This is a genomic window from Bacillus cereus group sp. BfR-BA-01310 (assembly GCF_022664325.1).
Classification (GTDB): Bacteria; Bacillota; Bacilli; order Bacillales; family Bacillaceae_G; genus Bacillus_A; species Bacillus_A paramycoides.
Genome location: NZ_JAKUHD010000027.1, coordinates 20116 through 40875 on the forward strand (window position 1 = coordinate 20116; position 20760 = coordinate 40875).

The window sequence follows — 20760 nt, forward strand, 5'->3', positions numbered from 1 at the left end:
TGCAATTATCTTGAAGTTTTCGCACCAGAACCCTTATCCCACTCTTTAATCTTTACTTTCTGATTTATGCAAGATAGATTCCCCTTCAACATCTATATTTGGAAGAATCTTATCTAGCCATTTTGGCATATACCAAGCTGCTTTCCCCATCAATGTCATAACGGCCGGAACAATAGTCAGCCTAACCACAAAAGCATCAAATAGAACTCCAAATGCTAGACTCATACCTATAGCCTTTACCATTGGGTCTGGCATAAGCATAAAGCCAAAAAATACAGCTATCATGATTAATCCTGCTGCAGCTACAACTTTTCCGCTGTCTCTCATCCCTGAAAGTACAGCTTCCTTTGGATTGCCTGTATGCGTGTAAACTTCCCGCATACGACTTGCAAGAAACACTTCATAGTCCATTGCTAATCCAAAAAGAATACCAATTGTAAGGATTGGCAAGAAGGCAAGAATTGCACTAGAAGAAGGGAAACCAAATAAATCAAGAAGATTTCCATCTTGAATAACAAACACGGCAAATCCTAGTGTTGCAGCCAATGAAAGTAGGAAGCCTACTACTGCTTTTAAAGGAAGTAGTATGGATCTAAATACTAGCACTAAAAGAACGTATGCCAGTCCTACTACAAGCACTGCGAATATAGGTAATGCTGCATTTAGCTTTTCTGTTATATCTATATTGACCGCCGTTGTACCAGTAACTAATAACTCAATGTCATTTTCTTTTTTTGTTGCATTCGATTTTTCTCGAATATGCTTCACAAGATCCTTTGTTTCTATATCATTTGGTCCCGTTTTTGGGGTCACAGTGATAATAAAAACGTCACCAGAAGAATTAGGGAAAGCCGGCGTTACACTCTTAACATTCTTTAATTCACCAATTTCTTCTGTAATTTCCGCCATTGCTTTTTGTGTCTCTTGTGGGTCTTGTTTTTTACTGTCTATTTTTGCTGCCACAACTAGAGTAGAGTGAACACCTTCTCCATATGCTTCTGTCATGAGATCATATGCTTTTCTTTCCGTTGTATCTTTTGACATGATATCCCCGTCATCGGGCAGTCCTAGGTTCATATGGAAAAAGGGAATACTAATAACAGCAAGTAATGCAATTGCCAGGAAAGACATAACTAACGGATGTTTTGTGACAAGCTTTCCCCATTTATTCGAAGGTACTTTTCCTTCTTTTGCACCTGTAATTTTTTCCAGGAATTTATTTCCTGTAGAAGGATGAAATCTATGCCCTACTATTCCTAGTGTAGCTGGAAGTACGATGATGGAAACCAATACAGCACATAATATACTAATAGATGATACTACTCCCATCTTGGTTAAAAAAGGAATCTGCATGACAGATAAGCCAAGAAGTCCAATTATTACAGTGATACCAGCAAAAACAACGGCACTCCCTGCAGTAGCAGTTGCTATAGCAATAGATTCTTTGACGGAATGTCCTTCGCCAAGTTGTTGTCTAAATCGAGTCATAATAAATAAAGCATAATCAATTCCAACGGCTATTCCTAACATGATAGCCACTGAAAGCGAAAGATCCTGCAATTCAATATAATTCGAGCCTATCATTACTACGAGCATTCCAGTTCCTAATCCTATAATAGCAGTGATAATAGGCATCCCAGCTGCTAGGAAAGATGTGAAGGTAATCGCCAAAATTATAAAGGCAATAACGATTCCAATAGCCTCCGATTCACCATTTGATTCGACTACAGTAAATTTTACATCACCGGTTAACTCCGTTTGGATTCCCTCGTCACGAGTTTGTTCAATTTTGTTTAATACATTCTTCTTAGATGATTCCTTTATATCTTCAGCATCATTTTTATAATTTATAACAGCATAACCCATGGTATTATCTTCGGTTAAATTTTTAAGTTGAATAGGGGTTGCAATTGATTCAACATTTGAATCATCTTTTTGAATATCAGACAAAGTATTTGTAATTACTTTATCTAGCTGTTCCGAATCTAATGTCTGATCTTTTGGAGCTTTAAAAACTATTTTAATTTGGGCACCAGCACTTTGAGATTCAGGGAATTCTTTTTCTAGCAACTTACTTGCTTTATCAGCTGGTGTGCCTGGAATCGTTAACTCACCATTGAAAGAGGAACCTAAACTTCCAGCTAGTACTCCCAAGATGAATAAAATTCCTAAGGTGCTAAAAACAATCCCCTTCCCGTGTTTTGCTGTCCAATTACCTAATTTGTAAAGATACTTTGCTATTTTAATCTCCTCCAATTTCGTTATTTACAATAGTAAGTACATGGTTTCAAATGATCTTTTTTGTATCCTTTATGTACTATTTAAATTTTATTCCTACAGGAAAAACGAATTTTTGTATATATTGACAGTAATCAAATTCCTTTTATAGAATAAGCATAGTCATCATCGAAGCACTTGTATTAACATTAGTACTTACGTTTGTAAGTATAATAGAGGATTTTTTTCTTTCAAGTACTTTTAGTTAAATAGAAGCTAAAACTAACAAAATGAAGGGATGTGTTAGCTCTGAGAAACTCACGTCAAGATGGTGTATATTCCCAGGAATACATTACAGAAGCTTTGTTCCTGTTGCTGCAAGAGAAAAAATTGGAGGATATAACAGTTACGGATCTATGCAAAAAAGCTGGAGTTGCAAGAGTTACATTTTACAAATACTACCGTAACATTTACGATGTTATTAATGCGTGTATGCAAAAAAGTGTCGACAAATTTTTAGAAGAAATTACTTATTTGGATCCTCATGATAGTCTTCAACTTTTTATAGAAGGTTTATTAAGTGCTATGGCCAATGAGCGTATCCTATTAAAAAACCTAATAGATTCCAATATGTCTGGTCTTTTTCTTGATTATGTTAATTCCGCAATAAAATCTATATTTGAAACAGACAATCCGATCAGTAATAACATGAGCAGAACTCAAGTATTATTTTTTGCTGGTGGATTCTTTAATGTCTTCATTGATTGGATCAAAAGACCGTCAAGGGAGTCTCTTCAATCTTTAGCCGAAAAAATATTTGAGATGCTCCCAATTAAAAAAGAAATATAGAAATTTTTTTCTTCTACTAACTTCTCATATTTAAAAACGGAGAAGTTTTATTTAGTGCGCACAAAAACATACGAAACTGCCTATCAAGCAATTGAAGAATACATTACATTTTATAATCAAGAACGTTTTCAAGAAAAACTTCACGGCCTATCCTCGATAGAATATCGGAAATAGGGCGTGGCATAAAACTCTTTTTATTCTTGTTTACTTGACGGGGAGCTTTAAAGGCTTTACCTGATTCACAGAAGGGGAAAAAAATGAAGGCGAGCGAAGGTTTACACTTCTGTAATCAACTCTATTCGATTGAAAGGAAGCTCAAACATGTCAACTCTACCGAGCGATATGAGCAGAGACTGGAAAAAAGCAGGCCCATTCTGGACCTTTTTTCAGCATGGCTTCATGAACAGAAAGATCGTGTTCTACCCAAAAGCGCTCTAGGAAAGGCCATTACTTATTGTTTGAATCAATGGAATCATCTTGAAGCTTTCTTATTAGACGGTCGTTTAGAAATCGATAACAACAGAAGTGAACGTTCTATTAAACCGTTTGTAATCAGAAGAAAAAATTGGATGTTCTCAAATACACCGCGAGGTGCTAGAGGAAGTGCTATCATGTATAGTGTGGTTGAAACCACAAAAGAGAACAATTTAAGTCCTTATTATTATCTTCTTTATTTGTTTGAAACACTCCCCAATATCGATTTAAACAATAAAGAAGAAATTGATAAAGTCTTGCCGTAGTCAACAGATTTACCGTCTAGATACAGAGTGCCGAAGAAAAGTGAATTAAATAAAAAATAACTCTAAAATCAACTTTTATTGTATATTTTGGAGTTACTTTACGTTTACTTTTATTAAATACTTTACAATATAGTTTTGCCATATTAATAATTATGGCTTCATCTTTTCGTATAGGCAATATTGTCATTTTCCCACTCCTATTTTTAGTGATTGTATTTACCAGCACTTATAAATAATTATAAAATAAAGAATATTAAACGGAATATATATCTTCTTATTAATTTACTTAATACAATAAACCTACACAATAAAAAGCTCTGACGCATATTCACGAATAAGTTCATGCTTCAGAGCTTTTGTATATTTCATATTGTTCATTTATTAAGCGCCTTCTGTACCATAATCTTCAATTGTTAATTTCACATTATATTTAATTGGAGTCGTACTAAACACTTTATCCCAATCTTTTTCAACTTTCTTCCATACTTTTGGATACTCGATTTTCAAACTAGTATTAAAGCCAGCGACATCAGTTTTATATTCCTTTTGAATTTTGTGTAATGTATGTTTCACTAATCGCTTCACTTCTTGTTGAGCAGCTTGCTCCGCTCTTTTGAGAAATGTATTTTTAAATGCTTCCTCTGACTCAGACCAGTTTTCGGATAACCGTCCCACAGAATGTACATTAACATCGAAAGAGATTTTATCCCCTTTAACATGGGGCGTAATTTTACTTTTCATTGATTTCACTTCATACATAACTAATTTTTTTGTTTTTTTATCATAACTTTTTACCAACCCACTTTTCCCTTTTCCAGTTATCCACATTAACCCTTCCAATTCATTCTCGTTTAAAAAGCCACGAAGTTTTTTTGTCCCCCCTTTAATGACAGCAGCACCTACATATTTCACTTCTCCGTTTATAGAAATTACATTTGGTAAAAGAAAACTCGCTCCAGATTTCACCTTTCCTGGTAGTTTTGCAAGTGGCATCGGCGGTAAAATTCGTGAGGATCTATATTGATTATCCTCGATTTCAATCAAGCGAAATGCTGGAATTTCCCCAGGTTCTTTTGATTTTAACGCATCACTAGCTAGCCCTTTACTAACCATAATAAAGCAACTAGGTCTCATCTCATTATCACGAACGTAGATGTCCAATAACTGCGTTAAATTATATGTTCGGGCGATACTTTCACTTACAACTATTACTTTCGTGTGATGAAAAATGATAGGCCTTTGCCTTCTCAATGCAACTTCACGTATTGATTGATGAAGAGAATCTCCTGTTTCTGCAACATTCATATAAGCTTTTTGTTGTGATACCCCACCTTTTCCTCCATCTGATGATGCTTGTGCTTTAACAAATTGATAGGTGGTTGTTATTAAATTCTTTTTCTTATATCCTCCGCCCTTTTCTTCGATTTCTTTTTCAATCTTTGTTTCTTTTTCTTTATCTATTGCTAACCCTACGGCGAAACCTAGTTCCTCGATTTCATGACTACTCCAGCATCCTGTAAGTAATAGGAGAAAAACAATTGACGTTAATCTTATGAAATTTTTCCTATTTTTAATACTTTGGCTCATGCCCATTTTTCCTCCCCTTCGAAATCATAAGGAGAAGAAACGGAAATATACCAAATAAAATTATTGCTGCGTTACTAATCATATTTCCAAATTCAAATAACTCATTGATATTTTTCGGAATTTCAGCAACGATATATATTACCGGAAGTAATCCATACAAAAAGGAATGAATATTTTTATTAAAGAGCTGTGCTAACCCTAAAGCAGCTGCATAATAGCAAATTGTATATGTTGCAAAGATTTGCATAATCCATATCACTAGTAACAAAGATTCAAACCGTTCAAAAATTAAGCCTTGAATTTCAAAACTTCTCATAAGGTCAATTGTCGGCCATGTTCTCACCAATACACCATCGATAGAAAACGCTCCTATAACCATTACAACTGTAATAACATAAAAAAGTAAAGGAATCGTAGTGCCAATTATAACAACTTTTACAGCTTGAGACGGTTTCTTCATAAATGCTAAAAGTAACAACATAATTTCTGCTCCCGAATATGCCATAGTTGTTGTTTTTAGACCTTTTAGTACAGGAACAATCCCTAATCCTAATACAGGACGAAGATTATCGAGTTCAAATATTCCAATGCTCATAAAAGATGTCACTAAAAAAATAAAAACTGTAATCGGAAAAATAATTTCAAATAAACGTGCTATCGCATTTATTCCGCCTAGATTTAAATAAAGACTTATCCACATGAATGGCATAAGAATAGCCAAGTCAGGCGTACCTTCTAGTAGAAAGAAACTTGTTATACCTTCCAACGTTCTAAGTTCAAATGAAGAAAGTGTAAAAAAGTAACTAATAATCAATAAACTAAGTAACAGCCCAAACCATTTCCCTACAATTTCTTGACTATATTGATAAAATGTTTTTTCAGGAAATTGTTGACTTAACTTTACGATAATTACACCCGCAACCATCGCAATTAATCCACCTAAAATAACAGTTATCCAAACATCAGGTGTATTCACTTTATCAGCCGCGGTTCTAGGCAGGGTGAGAATTCCGATAGCAAGTATATAATTGATAAGAATAACAGCTGCTTGGGAAGTGGGAATTTTGTCCTTTGAGTTCGTAATCATTCCTCTTCACTGCCTTTCCGTACATAGTCTTTTAAATTCAACATTTTCGGACGTCGCTTCATCATCTGAATTGGCATACGAACCATAAAATCCTTCCAATCAGTAAATTGATATAAGACAGCCGGGCTAGCATAAGGTACACCAAAACTTTTAAGCCTTGCAATATGACTGCATATAAATAGGAAAAATAGAATAACTCCATATAATCCGAATATAGCAGCGAAAAACATAGCTACAAAGCGAAGAATACGTAAAGGGATTGCTGTACTATAATGAGAAAGTGCAAAAGAAGAAATAGCTGTGGCCGCCACAACAATTACCATGATCGGACTCACAATTCCAGCTGATACAGCTGCTTGGCCAATGATTAATCCTCCTACAATTCCCATCGCTGAACCAATCGGCTTAGGTAGTCGTAATCCTGCTTCTCGTAAAATTTCAATAGCAATTTCCATAAATAACCCTTCTATAATTGCAGGAAACGGAACACCTTCCCGACCTCCTATAATTGAAATTGCTAACTTAGTCGGAATCAATCCAGGATGAAATGATATAAATGAAATGTACAGAGCGGGAGCAAAAAGAGAAATAATAGCTGTTCCAAAGCGCAATAACCGAATCAGCGTACCTGGTATCCAACGCTCATAATAATCTTCTGGTGATTGCATCATCATACTAAATGTAACCGGAACAATTAATGCAAAAGGTGTTCCATCCAATAAAATTGCAACCCTTCCTTCCATTAATGCAGCAATAACTTTATCAGGACGTTCCGTACTCTGTACTTGCGGGAAAGGACTAAGATAATTATCTTCAATTAATTGTTCTACATAACCTGACTCTGGCACATTATCAATATTAATTTTCTGAATTCTCTTCTTAACTTCTTCTACTAATTCCGAATCAGCAATCTCTTTCATAAAGGCAACAACCAATTCTTTTTTTGCTCGTTCTCCCACATGAAACTTTATTAAAGATAACCCTTCGTTTTCACCATGTAACCGTAGCAAAGCAGTATTATCCGACAAAACTTCTGTAAAACCTACCCGTGGACCTCTGACCGTCCCCTCTGATATCGGCTCTTCAACATTGCGTGTTTTTCCTTTTTTTGTATTAAGTATTAATACATCTGATACTCCCTCAATTAATAGCGCCGTTGAACCCATTAACACTTTTGACATCATTTTTTGCACAGATTGCCCTTCTTCCACCCCACTAATAGGAAGAACTCGGTTTTTAATAAACTCTTTTGAAACACTATCTTTCATATTAGATGATTCATCTTTATACTCATCAGGAAAATTACACATTAATGATTTCATAATGTGCATATCAATAAGATCTTTATTTGACAGCCCTTCTATAAAAACAAGAACTGCTCGAATGTTAGTCCCACCTATGTTAAACTCTCGACAATAAACGTCCGAGTTATCAAGTGCTTCTTTTTTTATAGTCTCCAAATCTAAGTTAAAATCACCTGTAAAGTAGTCTTTAGAAACTTTAGTAGGCTTATCCTCATATGTATTACCCTGTCCTTGTGTTTGATTAGCCATTGAATCCATTGCTTTCACCTTCATCACTCTTTCTCTAAAAAGCTTCCAGTACATTAGAGCTATTAACTTTTTTCCTAGTACGTCCCTTCTTTGAGTATCCATATTCCCCCTTCGATTGAATACAATATTAATCCCTCAATTAGTTCGCTGTATTATTCTTTTTCTAATGTACGAATCCAACTAAAAAATCTTGAAATCATATATGGAATTACAAGTACGATAAAGGCTTGTATAAAAACTTTCCACTCTGGAATATAAAAAACAATTGTTTCCCACATTTTAATCATCCTATAACAACATATAATATAGAAACTTTCCCACTCAATGGAATTTCTTAAAAGTTATTATGTCTGATAAGAAAAATTTCAATTCATTTAATACTTCTGCATTCATAGTTTTCATTATTTATATTGAATATAAACATGATTAATCTGCCCGGTACATAATTAAAAGGTTGCTGATAAAATCAGTTTTACTGACTTTGTCGGCAACCTTCTTTTTATAAATTATCTTGGTTCTGTTGCAAAGTTTTCTACATGAAGCTACACTCTAGAAAACTTTGCAACAGAACCCTAATTTCTCCCTTCACTTTCTCTTAATCACCGCGTTACCGATTCCTTTTTAACAGATTGTCCATAGATTCCATCCCCTTTTACCAAAAAAGAGCTAAGATGTTTGCCCTTAGCTCCTTCTTGGTAAAATCGATTTATTTTTACAATTCTTCAATCATTATTTCACTTCATTAGCCACAAAAAAGTGTTCACATACATTTGATATACGTTGCAAGTCCACATTTCCACCGGATATAACGGCAACTACTTTTTTTCCTTTTGTATATTTATCAACTTTTCCTGAAAGAAGCGCAGCGGTAGCTAATGCTCCAGCCCCTTCTACAACAGCTTTCCCGCGTTGTAATAAATCTTTCATCGCCACTTCTAGCTCTTCTTCCGATACTGTTACAATATCATCTACTAGTTCCTTTACAACTTCGAAAGTTAAGCTGCCTGGTATTTTAACTGCACAACCATCCGCTATAGTCGGTGCATGATAATGCTCCACGATTCCTCCATTATCATAAGAGGCTTTCATTCCATGAACATTATCCGCTTGAACACCTATCACATTAATTGATGGATTAAAAGATTTTAATGCAACAGCAATTCCAGAAATAATTCCTCCTCCACCAATAGGTACAATTATAGTATCAACATCCCACAAATCATCAAGAATATCTAAACCAATTGTTCCTTGTCCAGCCATTACTTCTACATCATCATATGGATGTAAGTATGTCTCTCCTGTTTCTTGTATAATTTCCTCACACTTCGCTTTGGCGTCATCAAAAGTTTCACCATATAAAATAACTTCTGATCCATACCCTCTAGTTGCCTCTACTTTCGCTTGAGGTGCAGAAACTGGCATAACAATTTTACTCTTAATTCCAAGTAAATGAGCGGATAAAGCAACACCTTGTGCATGGTTTCCTGCCGAACAAGCAATAACACCTCGTTCTTTTTCTTGATCTGTCAAATGTGACATTTTATTAAAGGCACCACGGAATTTAAAAGAACCCGTTAATTGCATATTTTCTAATTTCAAATAAATTTCTCCACCTGTTTTACTAGTCAAATAGAAAGATTTAACTAATGGCGTTTTTCTAGCATTTTTATCAAGAACCTTTTGGGCTTTTTTGATGTCAACAATATCTAATGGCATTTTTTTGGTTATCATACTAACACTTCTTTCAATTGTTTATAATCTAACCCTAGCGTCATTCCTAAATTTGCGTAAGTAATGACCCCTTTATAGATATTTACCCCAGATGCTAATGATACTTTATGCTGCATAGCGGATTCTAATCCTTCTTTAGCGATTGCTAGTAAATATTCAATATTTCCATTCGCTAACGCGATTGTAGCGGTACGTGGGGTGGCACCAGGCATATTTGGCACTGCATAGTGTATTACGTCATGTTTAATGAATACCGGATCATCATGTGTTGTATACTTATCAATTGTTTCAACTGTTCCACCTTGATCTATTGCGATATCTACAATAACACTTCCAGGTTTCATAGATTGAACCATGTACTCTTTTACGATTTTTGGAGGTCTAGACCCTGGAATTAAAATTGTTGAAATAAATAAATCGGCTTCCTGAATCATTCGCTCCAAGTTTTCAGTGTTTGATTCAATGATTTCAACATTTTCTTTCGCATATTTCTCTCTTAAATGAGAAATTCTTTCTTGATTTATTTCTAATATTGTAACTTTACAACCAATTCCAATTGCCATATCACAAGCGTTAATCGCAGCATTTCCTCCACCCAGAATCACAACATTTCCGGCAGGGATTCCCTCAATTCCAGATAATAAAATGCCTTCTCCTTGATGCTGCTTTTCTAAGTAATAAGCACCCATAAATACTGCACGTCTACCAGCAATTGCGCTCATAGGTTTTAATAATGCTAGATTTCCATTTTCACTAATCGTCTCCCCTGCAATTGCAGTTGTGCCAGCATTTCTCATTGCCTCTACACACTCTTTAGAAGCGGCCAGATGTAAGAATCCCCATACAATAAGATCCTTTTTAAAGTAATGATATTCTGCAGGTAGTGGTTCTTTCACCTTGACTACCATATCAACATCCCATGCTTCTCCTTGCGTCACGATACTTGCACCAGCGTTTTTATATTCATCATTTGTATAACCAGATCCTAATCCGGCATCTTTTTGTACTAAAACTTCATTTCCATCTGCAACTAATCTTTGAACATTTTCTGGAGTCATCCCTACGCGAGCTTCTCCTTTTTTTATCTCTTTCACTACACCAATTTTCATAACAACACATCCTTTATTAGATTCAGATATAAATTATATTGTCTATGATTTGATAAACATTAAAGTAGCAAAAACCAATAAAAATGTTATGGCAATATAATTCATTTTGCGTCTTGCTGTTGCACCTACAAGATAACACCACTCAAAATTATGAGTCAATCAATTTGTGAAAAAGTTCACAAAGTAGACTTTTTTATTCAAAATTCTATTTTTATGTAACAAATAAAATTGAATCTAGGGTCCCCTTATGATATTCTTCTTTTGTGAAACATTTCACATACCATAATGTTAAATTTGTAAATAAGTATACATTCTTTCAACTAGGAGTGATTTTAATGTCACAGCAACAACTAAAAAAGGATATTGGTTTCTTTGCAGCATTAACCACTGTTATTGGTACTGTTATTGGAGCCGGGGTATTTTTTAAACCTACAGCACTTTATGGGGTAACTGGTACAGCCAGTTTAGGCTTACTTGCCTGGATCATTGGTGGGGTATTAACAGTATGTGCGGGTCTGACCGCTGCTGAACTATCTGCAGCCATCCCTGAAACAGGTGGAATGATGGCATATTTAAAGCGTACTTATGGAAACTTAACAGCTTTCCTACTTGGATGGGCACAAACTGTAATCTACTTTCCTGCTAATATCGCAGCACTTGCGATCATCTTCGGAACACAAACAGTTAGTTTATTTGGTTTAGACATTAGTGAACACAAAATGTTGATTATCGGAATTTCTGTAGCGACTGCAACATTTGTAACTCTTATGAATTTCTTAGGAGCAAAAGCCGCCGGTGGAATCCAAATGGCATCTACTATATGTAAGTTACTTCCACTAGCTCTTATTATCATTTTTGGATTACTACACAAAGGCGATGTTACTTTTCAACTCTTACCTATTGAAGCTGGACCAGACAAATCGTTTATATCTGCACTTGGATCTGGTTTACTTGCAACAATGTTTGCATATGATGGCTGGATTCATGTAGGAAATATCGCTGGAGAAATGAAAAACCCTAAAACGGACTTACCAAAAGCAATTGTATTAGGGTTATCAGCTGTTATGGTTATATACTTACTTATAAACATTGCGTTTCTTATGGTCATGTCCGCAACATCACTTGCAGCGACTGATACTCCTGCTTCTGAGGTAGCAACAATTATTTTTGGCGCAATGGGTGGTAAATTAGTTACAATCGGTATTTTAATTTCCGTATTTGGAACAATCAATGGTTACATTATGACTGGGATGAGAATTCCATACGCTATGGCAGTTGAAAATAAATTACCATTTAGCAAATGGTTTGCTACATTAACTAAACATAGCAAAGTCCCTTATAACTCTGGTTTATTTATGTTATTTGTATCTATTATCATGATGGTCATTGGTGGATTTAACACTTTGACAGATATGCTAGTCTTTGTAATATGGATATTCTACACAATGACATTCCTTGCTGTCTTTATTTTACGAAAAAGAGAGCCAGAACTTGTACGACCTTATAAAGTTCCACTATATCCGATAATACCAATAATTGCCATTATCGGTGGGCTATTCATCGTTATTAATACATTATTTACTCAAACACTTCTAGCACTGTCAGGAATAGGTTTAACCTTAATTGGTCTCCCTATTTATTTTACAATGCGGAAGAAGGGACCTTTAATCATAGATAATAACAGTAAAAAGTAATCCTATAAAAAGATTTAAATTTTACCAATGTCATATAAGTAGCCTTAATAAAAATTCAAAATGAAAGAGCCTATTTTAATCATCAAAATAGGTTCTTTTACTTTAATGTACCTATATCACAGTAATAAGCTATATTTTTTTCCATAAAATTCGACTTAGATAAAATTACAAGAATCTATCGAGGGGATCAATGTAGCAAAAGTGTTTAAACCTATTATTAATATAACCTTATGACACGTATAATATATTTGTATTTATAAAGTGACAACTTCCTTCAATTATATTTGTTAAATAGTAGATGATATGAGTTTAGAAAAAAACTATCTGATATAGAATGAATCAGGTACAGACATTAAATAATAGAAAAAAGCCCCTAGTATTCCAGTAGTAAAAATAATAAATCCCATATTTCGTATACTTTTAATTTTTGCTTGTAGTCCATTGAATCCTGCTAATAACCCACTTAAAGGGTATAGGATAAAGTATGGAACGGGTGAAAGAAGATATTCTGCATCAATCCCCATACCCCAACACACAAAAGGTAGCACGACAAGGGAAAGGCTAAGTAATCCCATTACACTTACGAGTAATTTACGATTTTCAATCCCTGCAATAATTAAATAAATCCCACCAATAAATCCACATAGCAAGAAAATGGGCATAAAGTAAATCCAAAGAAGGCTCAAGATGATCATATATAATTTCCTCCTAGTTGATAAGTTGTATTTCAACAATTGTTAAATGAAACATAATAATGGAAAAAAACCATGCATCCTACTTCATAGGAACAATGGGACTTTTTAATTGCATAACATATTCCGTTTAAGAGCAAGAGTGGTGTTTCCACACCTTCTAACGTACAGCAGATTAATTGAGTGACAAATTTATGCTACATGTAATCGTTACTGTACGCTCATAGAAAGGGAAAACCATTCTAATATAGTATATTAGGAATGTACTTATTTATTTTTACATAATTCTATTTGGGGAGCATTTCTAATCTTTTACCTATTTCTTCCCCCTTTCTTTAGTTCTAAGAAATGATTTAATTTTCCGGATCCCCTGTTAATTTATAAAGTTGATCTAGTGCTTCTTCTATATCAAACGAATTAAACCAACGGTAATCATGTTTGTCTAAGATACGATAATGCTGACTAATCAGATTTTGTTGTAAGCGACAGTCCCCTTTTTCTTGAATCTGTTTCCACCAGACTTTTCCTCCTAAAGTTTTTTGCGAATTGTTTTTTTGATTTGTAAAAGCGAGGATTTTAACAATTTCATTTACATCATTGCCAAATGTCATTTGGATCGTTTCACTATGCTCGAAAATTGTTACAAGACAAACGGCATTCGTCCATGTGAGGAGGCGTCTACCTTTTTCAATTTCTATTAATGTTTTTTTGATAAACCAATGATTTCAGACATTTTATCTTGTGATAAGTCATTTTCTATACGGACTAGTTTTAATTTTGTACTTACTGATGCGATGAATTCTTGTTTATCCATTAGTCCTCTCCTTTTTTAAAGAAAAGTTGTATTAAATAGACATTGTGTGTTATTAAAATAATCCATGATAACTATGTTTTATTACATCCATAAAGCTAGGATTTTCAGCTACACCGGTATAAATCATTTCGCTTTTTACACTATCGAAAATTAATACTAGTAATAAAATTATTATTATTGCTGTAATTGTTTTGACTGTAAGTAGTTTCTTCAACATATTTTCCCTTTCGAATTCCAAATGTAGATTTTGTTTTTCGTTAAAACACTTATAGTGTAAAAACGTCAACATAAGTGTAAACTTACACATGTGGTTGTTAGATCTTTTTGAAGAAAGATGGTGAATTTTTGTTATTAAAATTAGGGAGAAATAGGGAATTTTGGCGAGGACAAAGCAGGCTTGGCAGCCCATGCCCATCAACCTAAGAAAAGCAAATATCCCAAAATGAAAAAACGTTATTCTCTCTGTAGAACATTTTGGAAAAAAACCACGCTAAGCAAAAAAATACAATAAGCTGCCCATATGGACAGCCCATTTACATAATTATCGTTAGCGGAAGTAAATCAATTTGATTTGTTTAATATAAGCACTCGTTTATTGAAGAAGTGATTTTCAATAAAAAACATCTTATCATTAGAATTCAAATTTAACAGGTCTTAAAAAAAGCTCTTCTAATGTATCTTTTGCATCTTTACTTTCAAACAAAATCTCATATAAAGCGTTACTAATTGGAAGTTCAACATCATATTGTTTAGATAGTTCTTTCAATGCTTTTACTGTTGAAACTCCTTCTGCCAATTTTTCAAACTTTTGACCTAAGACAAACGCTTCTCCGAATTTTCGATTATGACTATGTAATGAGAACAATGTTGCCTCATAATCTCCTAAATGACTCAATCCATATATCGTTAAATCATTTCCTCCCATAGCTGTAACCAAACGTGAAAGTTCCCTGGTCCCTCTAGCCATTAGTGAACCTTTCAAACTGCTGTAATTCAATCCATCCAACATTCCTGCGGCGATTCCCATAACATTTTTTGTAGCAGCTCCTATTTCATTGCCAATCAAATCTTGTCCGTAGTAAAACCTTATTAAATCACTATTAAACTCTTGTACAATCTTCTTAGTGATACCAATATTCTCAGATCCAATCACCATACAATTCGGAATATCATTCACAAAATCCTGTACATGCCCAGGTCCTACCCAAACAGCTATATTGGTATTTTTTCCAACGATTTCACCAAATACTCGAGAAAGCCTCTTTCCACTTGTTGCTTCAAGTCCTTTCATACATAAGACGAAGGTTTTTCCTTGTATTTCATTAATTAAGTTTAATTGATTAGCAAATGAACGTAATTCCTGTGCACTAATCGATATAATAATAATCTCCGCAAATGAAGTTGCTTTATGTAGAGAATTACTTAGCTCGATATCTTCTGAGAGCTTAAGATAATCATTCTTTCTTGTTTCATTTAATTCAATGTAATTTCTTGAGGTTTCTCTCCCCCACAACATTACATTATGACCAACTTTGTTAGCATACCAAGCTATAAAAGTACCCCAACGTCCACAACCAAGAACTGAAATATTCAATAATCTCACCTTTGTCTTTATAAATTTTTTACTATGTTTTCCTTTACATGAATGGTTTTACTTATATTGTTCAATATTGGATAAACATTAACAAATATCCTTCATCTTGTGCAACTAACCTGTTCGTTAGTTGCACAAGATGAAGGATATTCCATACAGCTCTAATTAACATAAGATGACATTATCAGTAGTCAACAATGGATAGAATTTTCGTTATGGGGGAATTTTGATTTTCTAGGTTGATGAGTATGTGGCGGTACCACATGCCCATCAACCTAACAAAAATAAACTACCTCAAAATGATAAAACTGAGCAACTCAGGCAAAAACCTTGCTTTGGGGTAATAGGCCCAGATCGTAAAAGGCTATTCCATCACATCTTCAAAGCGTAACTACAATAAGGACAAGCCAGTTTTGGCTTGTCCTTGTTCCATGCCGCCCGGCGAATTCAAACGGCAATCACACAAAGCCGCTATTCGCCCTAGATCTATCATCCCTGCCACAACGCAGGCTTTGTCACCATGAACCATAACATCCCCATTAAAAGAACAATATAAATCCAAACAGAACGCCGCAACAATTGAATCAAGGCGTCCTTGTCTTGGCCCGTTTCGCTGAATTTCCGAATGGTCGGCGAAAAGGCGCGGGCCAGGAAAAATAATGAACTCGCCATGAGAATAAGGGTCATCACTATCCAAGGGGTCTTCCAAGTCCAAGGGCCCGCCAGTACAAGCAGAACCCCGGATGCAACCAGCACATGTCCGGCATGTTTGGCCAGCCTGACCGAAAATCGGAATACATCCAGATAAGCCTGCTGTGTTCGGGCCTCTGAAGCCCGCAGTTTTTTGATGAGCGGAAGCAATACAAAAAACGGGCCGATGGATAAGATTACACTGAAAATATGTACATACAGAAGCAGTCGATACAACATGTCCATCCTTATATCACATTAACCTTCAATGGGACGGAACTCATGAACCCAAACTCTCATATTTGGCAGCCACGGCATGCCAGGGTGAAGAGACAGGATAGATTGCTTATATTCCCCCACATTCGCATAGCCTTCTTGACGGGCATGCTCATCAGTCAATTCGCCAAGTGACTGCGAATAGACCTTCTCCACAACATACCGGTGACCTTGAAGCTCCATCACTTCCCCGACATCCGCATATCTCCCGTTGCGGCGAGTAGCCATTTTCTGTCCTGCAAGCACTTTTTCAATGTCCTCCTGAATCGTGATGAGACGTTCAATCGTACATGTTTTTGGTGGTAAAGCGTTCGTTTCATTTTGGTTTGTCATCTGGGGCACTCTCCTTTTTTCATTTAAGTATAAGCCTACTTTATCATATAAAAAAATTATTCTATATAGCAAGTTTCTACTTAATAGGGATAACAAACTTTCATACAATGCATAGTTGTCTACGAAAATTCAGTTCATTTTTTCATTTTGGAGAACAAGAGATTTCTTAAGTTGATGGGCATGGGGTACCGCCAGCATTTTAGAAAAAACCACGCTAAGCAAAAAATACAATAAGCTGCCCATATGGGCAGCTTATTTACATAATTATCGTTAGCGGAAGTCATTTTAAAATTCTACATGTGGACTTTTTCTTTGTTCTTGCGAATAACCCACCATACCAAAGATACAAGTAGTATGATAAGTGGTATTCCCTGAATAAAGAGAAAGCCTTTCCAAAAATCAAGTACAGTACTGTCAGGAGAATCTGTTGCCATCACACCTATAAAAAGTGCCAATGGGCTTGCAAGTATATTTATCCCTAAACCGACCATTACGAATGGCAGATTTTTAGCCTTAATTTTTGGTGACCCAGCCTTAATAAATACAAATATTGCAGTACCAATTATAAGAAACAGTACCCCATAATAAAATACAATATACGCCATAATATCCCTCCATGACTTTAATTGTACCATTGTGCCTGTGTGCTATTGTTTTGGTTGGACAAAAGTGAAAATTGAGAAATATGTAAAACAAGACCTTACTCCTAAACCTATTGAATTCATTCGTGAAAATATAAAAGAAAGCCGATGTGGGTGCGAGATAGACAATCCTCAAGGAAGTTGCTGTTTGGGAAATGTTAAGAACTATATAAAAAGCCTTTCTTAGCAAAAAAGTGTAACATAAATGTTCGTTTTTGTTACGTTTTGTATTTGAAAATATGAAATATCTTAACCGTTGAACTAGCTGTTGTAAAATGACAATAAAGTTATTTAATTTTAAAAGCTAGATAAAAACCAAGATTTTCGAAATACCTATGGTTATTTCGAAAAATATCCACCTTAATACCTGGATAAAAAACCTAGGTTTTTATTAACCTAATTCACTAAGATTAGTATTCACCTATCCACCTAAAAAATCAAATAAATCCATAAAAATCTATTTTAAATATACCCGTGCTAAATCTAATCTTCCTTTTCCATGCCCAAATTCTTCATGAACTATATTCATTACACCCTGTACTTGCTGATATATAGCTTTAAATTCTTGGCCAATCCCATAGTCCGCACATTTTCAATTTGCCTTACAAAAGATACTTTCGAAGATCCTCGCCGTCTTCCCATATTTTCGCCGCGCTTCCCCATACCTTTCGGTCCTCACTCCCTTTTCATATTTTTCAATCCCAAAATACATTGATTCATTTTCATGATCTCAATACAAACAAATAATTATATATAAAAAGAGCCATTTTGGACTCAGAGTCATAGACACAAAACAAGCGTCTGAATCTGAACCGCGAAACGGCTCTTGAATGTTTAAACGAAATAAAAAAAGAAAAGCAAATCTATATCCAATTTAACATAAACTAGATTTATCTTCCAAGGGTTTTCGTTGACTTTTGAAGTAGAGGCTGGTTCGTCGTGTGGGAGCGAAATCCCACGTACTATGTATCTATCCATACGGTAAATGAAATTATCATTCGAGAGCACTAGCGGTTCGACTCGTATAATAATAAATTCAAGCCGATGAACCTAGATAGTTGCTTTTGGATGTGTCGGCTTGGTGCAGCCAAAACTCGAGCCGAAAAAAGTTTTGCACGGATGTAGCAAAGTGAAGAAAGTCAGTAATAGTCAGGGTTTATAAGATATAGGGTGTACCTAAAAGAGAACACCCAAAAAAATGTAAAATAACAAAAAAAAGATGCCAATAAAAAATGACATCTAAAATAGCTGTCATTTTTTATTATTAGAGTAACACCAATATTTCACGGATTCTGTACGCTAAGACTGTAACCTTTGATACAAAAAGGATTTCAACATAAAAACTAAAAATAATCGTTTATGGAACTTTATTTATTTTTACCAGAATAGACTGAGATACTTTTAATAGCGAGATAAAAGCAAGATTTTCAACTGAAAAGTCTCTTATCTCTTAACAGGGTAAATCATTGATAACATGAAATAAGTGAGTGAAATCTATTTCAATATTACAATATTTGCTTAGCCAATAACTCTGGTGCAAAAAAATTATCATTATCAAAAATTCAAAAAATAATTAATCATAATTTACCAACATACAACATTATTAATTCAAATAACATATTAAGTTTAAATTTATTTACCAAACAAACGAATCCAAAATGATTTCTTCTGTTCTGAAGCTACTATTAAGCGCTTGCTATCTTGTATTTCTTTTAATACCTGCATTAATTGAACATCTCTTTGTTCTTCTTTCATTATTCTTTGATTATTGGTTTCCTGTAAAATTTCACTTTGTCGATCCAACCTTTGAATTAACTCTAAATTAAATTGTTCTAATCGTTCTATACGTTCTCTTAATGCTTTTATGTGTTCTGAATCTGCTACGCTATCCGTAACAGCAGCTGCTACCCCATTTTCTGTAACACTCGTTATTACTAGATTTATAGCCTGTTCTAGCGTTATGTTTTTCTTGTTCGTAGCTGCTACCAACCGTTCTATAGTTGCTATATCTTTATGATAAAAAATTCTAGAATTATTGTTGCTACGCTCAAAAAAATACCCAACTTCCTCCAGGGCAAGGCAATATTTACGCAAAGTACTTGAGCCAATCCCTAATTTCTTGGCTACCTCAGATCCCCAATAAGTTTGAGCCATATTTTATCCTCCCTCTGTTCTAAGCTGTTCTTCAAATGCCATATAGTCTTTTAAGAGTACGATACGTATTATTTTGCTTTGCTTTGTTGCTTCATTGATATTAACAGCAAATGGTTCTAATCCATTATGACACCAACTTTCAAATAAAATTGTTTTAAAATAGAGAGGTCTTCATATGATTATATGAAAACAATAAATTGTGGTGAAAAATAGTCCTTCAACTGAAATCAAAAAAACTTCGTCATTTCGACGAAGTTCTTTTTTATGCATCAATACAATAAAAAAACTTATCTAGTTATATACACATTTTAATAAACTGCATACACTAAAATATATAACAGCCTACTAGATAAGATTTCTCAAAATATAATCATGAAAGGAGACATCATGATTTATTCATTTAATAAATCTGATAGATTAATCCCTTTTAAAAAAATTACGATTGCTCAAAAACAGCCTGTAGAGATCTTTATTTTTGAACTACCCCCACTTAACATTCTAACGAGCTGTTTGAAGTGGGGGATTCCTACGAACACCAAGGTATCCCTCAGTTTTATGAGTAGGCGATCCCCGTAATCCCTACGGTTAGGAGCCTTACGGCCTTTTTTCTCAGATTTTCCGCTGCGTTCACATCTCTATCATGATACATACCACAAGAAGGACACTTCCATTCACGCAGGTTCAGGCTTTTCACGTCTTTATTTTTGTAGTCGCAATGCGAACAAGTTTGGGAACTAGCGAATGTTTTCGACACTACAATCACTTGTTTCCCATACCAGTGTGCCTTATACAACAACATCGCTTTGAATTGTGACCATGATACTTCTTGAATCGCTTTCGCTAGGTTGTGATTCTGTAACATATTCGATACTTGCAAATTTTATATCCCAATCACATCGTGGTTTTTGATGATCCTAGTAGAGAGTTTTTGCAAATAGTCCGTTCTTGCCTGTTTAATTCGTTCATGAATACGAGCGACTTTCATTCGCTGTTTCTGCC

The 20760-nt window shown here is 34.7% G+C and carries 15 protein-coding genes and 5 pseudogenes; 5 read left to right on the forward strand and 15 right to left on the reverse strand.

Annotated elements, in window-relative coordinates:
- Positions 1-45 precede the first annotated feature (45 nt).
- Positions 46-2241 (reverse strand): MMPL family transporter, encoded by a 2196-nt coding sequence (locus MR109_RS26090; RefSeq protein WP_374202584.1) that lies wholly within the window; start codon positions 2239-2241, stop codon positions 46-48.
- Positions 2242-2517: 276 nt separating this feature from the next.
- Here MR109_RS26090 and MR109_RS26095 point away from each other — a divergent pair, with 276 nt between their 5' ends.
- The 3 genes and pseudogenes from MR109_RS26095 to MR109_RS26105 all read left to right on the forward strand — a co-directional run.
- Positions 2518-3066 (forward strand): TetR/AcrR family transcriptional regulator, encoded by a 549-nt coding sequence (locus MR109_RS26095; protein WP_242274420.1) that lies wholly within the window; start codon positions 2518-2520, stop codon positions 3064-3066.
- Positions 3067-3087: 21 nt separating this feature from the next.
- Positions 3088-3240 (forward strand): annotated as a pseudogene (locus tag MR109_RS26100) (IS3 family transposase); the annotation flags it as partial.
- A gap of 44 nt (positions 3241-3284) precedes the next feature.
- A pseudogene (locus MR109_RS26105) lies at positions 3285-3806 on the forward strand (IS66 family transposase); the annotation flags it as partial.
- 381 nt (positions 3807-4187) lie between these two features.
- Here MR109_RS26105 and MR109_RS26110 read toward each other — a convergent pair.
- The 6 genes from MR109_RS26110 to ald form a co-directional block, all read right to left on the reverse strand.
- Positions 4188-5393, reverse strand: coding sequence for a Ger(x)C family spore germination protein (locus tag MR109_RS26110; RefSeq protein ID WP_242274421.1), 1206 nt, complete (start codon positions 5391-5393; stop codon positions 4188-4190).
- Complete coding sequence (locus MR109_RS26115) at positions 5377-6480, reverse strand: spore germination protein (protein ID WP_242274422.1); 1104 nt, start codon at positions 6478-6480, stop codon at positions 5377-5379. Before MR109_RS26115 ends, MR109_RS26110 begins: the two co-directional genes overlap by 17 nt.
- Positions 6477-8057, reverse strand: coding sequence for a spore germination protein (locus MR109_RS26120; protein WP_242274427.1), 1581 nt, complete (start codon positions 8055-8057; stop codon positions 6477-6479). The genes MR109_RS26115 and MR109_RS26120 overlap by 4 nt, the downstream gene beginning before the upstream one ends.
- Before the next feature lie 128 nt (positions 8058-8185).
- Positions 8186-8311 carry a hypothetical protein gene (locus tag MR109_RS30135; RefSeq protein WP_277931110.1) on the reverse strand — a complete coding sequence of 42 codons (126 nt, stop codon included), beginning with the start codon at positions 8309-8311 and terminating at the stop codon, positions 8186-8188.
- 451 nt (positions 8312-8762) lie between these two features.
- Positions 8763-9764: a bifunctional threonine ammonia-lyase/L-serine ammonia-lyase TdcB gene (gene tdcB / locus MR109_RS26125; RefSeq protein ID WP_002174956.1), complete on the reverse strand. Its 1002-nt coding sequence runs from the start codon at positions 9762-9764 to the stop codon at positions 8763-8765.
- The gene (ald, locus tag MR109_RS26130) at positions 9761-10873 is read right to left on the reverse strand and encodes an alanine dehydrogenase (protein ID WP_098305172.1); all 1113 of its coding nucleotides are present in this window, start codon (positions 10871-10873) and stop codon (positions 9761-9763) included. The genes tdcB and ald overlap by 4 nt, the downstream gene beginning before the upstream one ends.
- Before the next feature lie 335 nt (positions 10874-11208).
- Between ald and MR109_RS26135 the strand changes: the two genes are divergently transcribed.
- Positions 11209-12567: an APC family permease gene (locus MR109_RS26135; RefSeq protein WP_048371961.1), complete on the forward strand. Its 1359-nt coding sequence runs from the start codon at positions 11209-11211 to the stop codon at positions 12565-12567.
- Between the two features lie 320 nt (positions 12568-12887).
- Here the strand turns inward: MR109_RS26135 and MR109_RS26140 are convergent, their stop codons facing one another.
- From MR109_RS26140 to MR109_RS26165, 6 genes and pseudogenes are all read right to left on the reverse strand, one after another.
- The gene (locus MR109_RS26140) at positions 12888-13262 is read right to left on the reverse strand and encodes an ammonia permease (protein ID WP_242274423.1); all 375 of its coding nucleotides are present in this window, start codon (positions 13260-13262) and stop codon (positions 12888-12890) included.
- A gap of 350 nt (positions 13263-13612) precedes the next feature.
- A pseudogene (locus tag MR109_RS26145) lies at positions 13613-14073 on the reverse strand (helix-turn-helix transcriptional regulator).
- A 631-nt stretch (positions 14074-14704) separates the two neighbouring features.
- Entirely contained in the window at positions 14705-15676 is a 972-nt protein-coding gene (locus MR109_RS26150) for an NAD(P)H-dependent glycerol-3-phosphate dehydrogenase (protein WP_242274424.1), read from the reverse strand.
- Positions 15677-16156: 480 nt separating this feature from the next.
- Positions 16157-16597, reverse strand: a complete 441-nt coding sequence (locus tag MR109_RS26155; RefSeq protein ID WP_002174966.1) for a DUF2269 family protein — start codon at positions 16595-16597, stop codon at positions 16157-16159.
- Between the two features lie 18 nt (positions 16598-16615).
- On the reverse strand, positions 16616-16966 hold the full coding sequence (locus tag MR109_RS26160; protein ID WP_242274425.1) for an ASCH domain-containing protein: 351 nt from the start codon (positions 16964-16966) through the stop codon (positions 16616-16618).
- Between the two features lie 293 nt (positions 16967-17259).
- Positions 17260-17571, reverse strand: a complete 312-nt coding sequence (locus tag MR109_RS26165; protein ID WP_002174968.1) for a hypothetical protein — start codon at positions 17569-17571, stop codon at positions 17260-17262.
- A gap of 34 nt (positions 17572-17605) precedes the next feature.
- On the opposite strand from MR109_RS26165, the pseudogene MR109_RS26170 reads away from it, so the two are divergent.
- Positions 17606-17794, forward strand: a pseudogene (locus tag MR109_RS26170) (putative iron-sulfur cluster-binding metallochaperone); the annotation flags it as partial.
- Positions 17795-19239: 1445 nt separating this feature from the next.
- Here MR109_RS26170 and MR109_RS26175 read toward each other — a convergent pair.
- The gene (locus tag MR109_RS26175) at positions 19240-19761 is read right to left on the reverse strand and encodes a DUF3967 domain-containing protein (protein ID WP_242274426.1); all 522 of its coding nucleotides are present in this window, start codon (positions 19759-19761) and stop codon (positions 19240-19242) included.
- A gap of 553 nt (positions 19762-20314) precedes the next feature.
- Positions 20315-20760 (reverse strand): annotated as a pseudogene (locus MR109_RS26180) (RNA-guided endonuclease TnpB family protein); the annotation flags it as partial.

What these genes read in the sequence shown, in the direction of transcription:
- ald (WP_098305172.1), bottom strand. Translation starts at nt 10,873, where the DNA reads ATGAAAATTGGTGTAGTGAAAGAGATAAAAAAAGGAGAAGCTCGCGTA.
- MR109_RS26160 (WP_242274425.1), bottom strand. Translation starts at nt 16,966, where the DNA reads ATGACAAACCAAAATGAAACGAACGCTTTACCACCAAAAACATGTACG.
- MR109_RS30135 (WP_277931110.1), bottom strand. Translation starts at nt 8,311, where the DNA reads ATGTGGGAAACAATTGTTTTTTATATTCCAGAGTGGAAAGTTTTTATA.
- MR109_RS26140 (WP_242274423.1), bottom strand. Translation starts at nt 13,262, where the DNA reads ATGATCATCTTGAGCCTTCTTTGGATTTACTTTATGCCCATTTTCTTG.
- MR109_RS26135 (WP_048371961.1), top strand. Translation starts at nt 11,209, where the DNA reads ATGTCACAGCAACAACTAAAAAAGGATATTGGTTTCTTTGCAGCATTA.
- MR109_RS26155 (WP_002174966.1), bottom strand. Translation starts at nt 16,597, where the DNA reads ATGTTGTATCGACTGCTTCTGTATGTACATATTTTCAGTGTAATCTTA.
- MR109_RS26110 (WP_242274421.1), bottom strand. Translation starts at nt 5,393, where the DNA reads ATGAGCCAAAGTATTAAAAATAGGAAAAATTTCATAAGATTAACGTCA.
- MR109_RS26165 (WP_002174968.1), bottom strand. Translation starts at nt 17,571, where the DNA reads ATGGCGTATATTGTATTTTATTATGGGGTACTGTTTCTTATAATTGGT.
- tdcB (WP_002174956.1), bottom strand. Translation starts at nt 9,764, where the DNA reads ATGATAACCAAAAAAATGCCATTAGATATTGTTGACATCAAAAAAGCC.
- MR109_RS26115 (WP_242274422.1), bottom strand. Translation starts at nt 6,480, where the DNA reads ATGATTACGAACTCAAAGGACAAAATTCCCACTTCCCAAGCAGCTGTT.
- MR109_RS26120 (WP_242274427.1), bottom strand. Translation starts at nt 8,057, where the DNA reads ATGAAGGTGAAAGCAATGGATTCAATGGCTAATCAAACACAAGGACAG.
- MR109_RS26175 (WP_242274426.1), bottom strand. Translation starts at nt 19,761, where the DNA reads ATGGCTCAAACTTATTGGGGATCTGAGGTAGCCAAGAAATTAGGGATT.